Below are 1,309 nucleotides of genomic sequence, written 5' to 3'. Positions count from 1 at the left end.
TGTGTTGTCACACTTTTCCCTGAACCTGACTCACCAACGATAGCTAGCGTTTCTCCTTTGTTCACGTGGAAATTTACGCCACGGACTGCCTTTACTTCTCCTGCAAAAGTGTGAAAAGAAATTGCTAAATCGTTTACCTCTAAAATTGGCTTCATTTTTCTCCCCCCTATTTTCGTAGTCGTGGATCAAGTGCGTCTCGTAAGCCATCTCCAACAACATTAAAAGCAAAAATGGTTAAACATATAAATATAGCCGGGAAGAATAATTGCCACGGATAATATTTCATTGCTGGTACACCTTCACTTGCCATCGTTCCCCAGCTAGCGAGTGGTGCTGGTACACCAAGACCTAAATAGCTTAAGAAGGCTTCAGTAAAGATCGCTGCAGGAACCGTTAATGTCATTGTAATTAAAATGGGGCCCATTGAGTTAGGAACTAAATGTCGAGCCATAATTCTTTTCGTATTTGCACCTAGCGTTTGAGCTGCTAACACATATTCCTGCGATTTTAGTTGAAGGACTTGCCCACGAACGATTCGAGCCATATTAATCCAGCCGGTTATAGACATCGCAATAATCATTGTTGTTAAGCCTTGTTCTAATACGACCATTAGCAAAATTACAACTAACAAATATGGAACAGCTGTTAAAATATCGGCGATACGCATTAATATTTCATCCGTTCGTTTGCCAAGGTAACCTGCTAAACCACCCCAAATGATACCGATAATTAAATCAATTGTTGCAGCTGCTAAACCGATAAACAATGAAATTCGTGCTCCATGCCAAATTCTAGTAAACACGTCACGCCCCAAGCTATCAGTGCCAAACCAATGTTCACTTGAAGGTGCTTTATTCGCTTGGGTTAAATCATTTGACGCATAATCATATGGGGTCAAGCTTGGACCAATCCAGGCCATAATTCCGAGTATGAACAATAAAAAAATGCCGAATACAGCTAATTTATTGCTTTTAAAGCGCAGCCAAACATCTTTCCAAAATGTGATGCTTTTCCCTAATTTTTCTGCTTCATGTGCTTCAGATTTTGTTCTTTCGAATAATTCTTTAGGTAAGTTTTGTTGTATCGTTTGTGATTCTTCTAATTGTTTATCCATATTAATCCCCCTTCTCTTGAGCAAGCTTAATACGAGGATCAATTAATCCATATAATATATCCACTAAAAGGATTGAAACGAGTAACAATATACTATAAAACACAGTTACACCCATAATCGTTGTATAATCACGATCTGTAATCGACCGAACGAAGTGGCTACCTAACCCAGGAATACCAAATATACTCTCGATAA

At 38.8% G+C, this 1,309-nt stretch carries 3 protein-coding genes; all 3 read right to left on the bottom strand.

Annotation, left to right across the window (positions count from 1 at the left end):
- Window positions 1–155, bottom strand: a 155-nt coding sequence (locus JM172_RS24425; protein WP_214484970.1) for an ATP-binding cassette domain-containing protein, incomplete at its 3' end; no start/stop codon positions are given.
- Between the two features lie 11 nt (window positions 156–166).
- A complete protein-coding gene (locus JM172_RS24420; protein ID WP_214484969.1) occupies window positions 167–1,114 on the bottom strand; it encodes an ABC transporter permease in 948 nt (315 codons plus the stop codon).
- 1 nt (window position 1,115) lies between these two features.
- Window positions 1,116–1,309 (bottom strand): ABC transporter permease subunit (locus tag JM172_RS24415; RefSeq protein ID WP_214484968.1); only part of this gene is annotated, 194 nt, incomplete at its 5' end.

The organism is Bacillus sp. SM2101 (assembly GCF_018588585.1).
In the GTDB taxonomy this organism is placed as follows: domain Bacteria; phylum Bacillota; class Bacilli; order Bacillales; family SM2101; genus Nanhaiella; species Nanhaiella sioensis.
The sequence above is the reverse complement of the archived record's forward strand: the minus strand, read 5'-3'. Positions and strand labels throughout refer to the sequence as shown.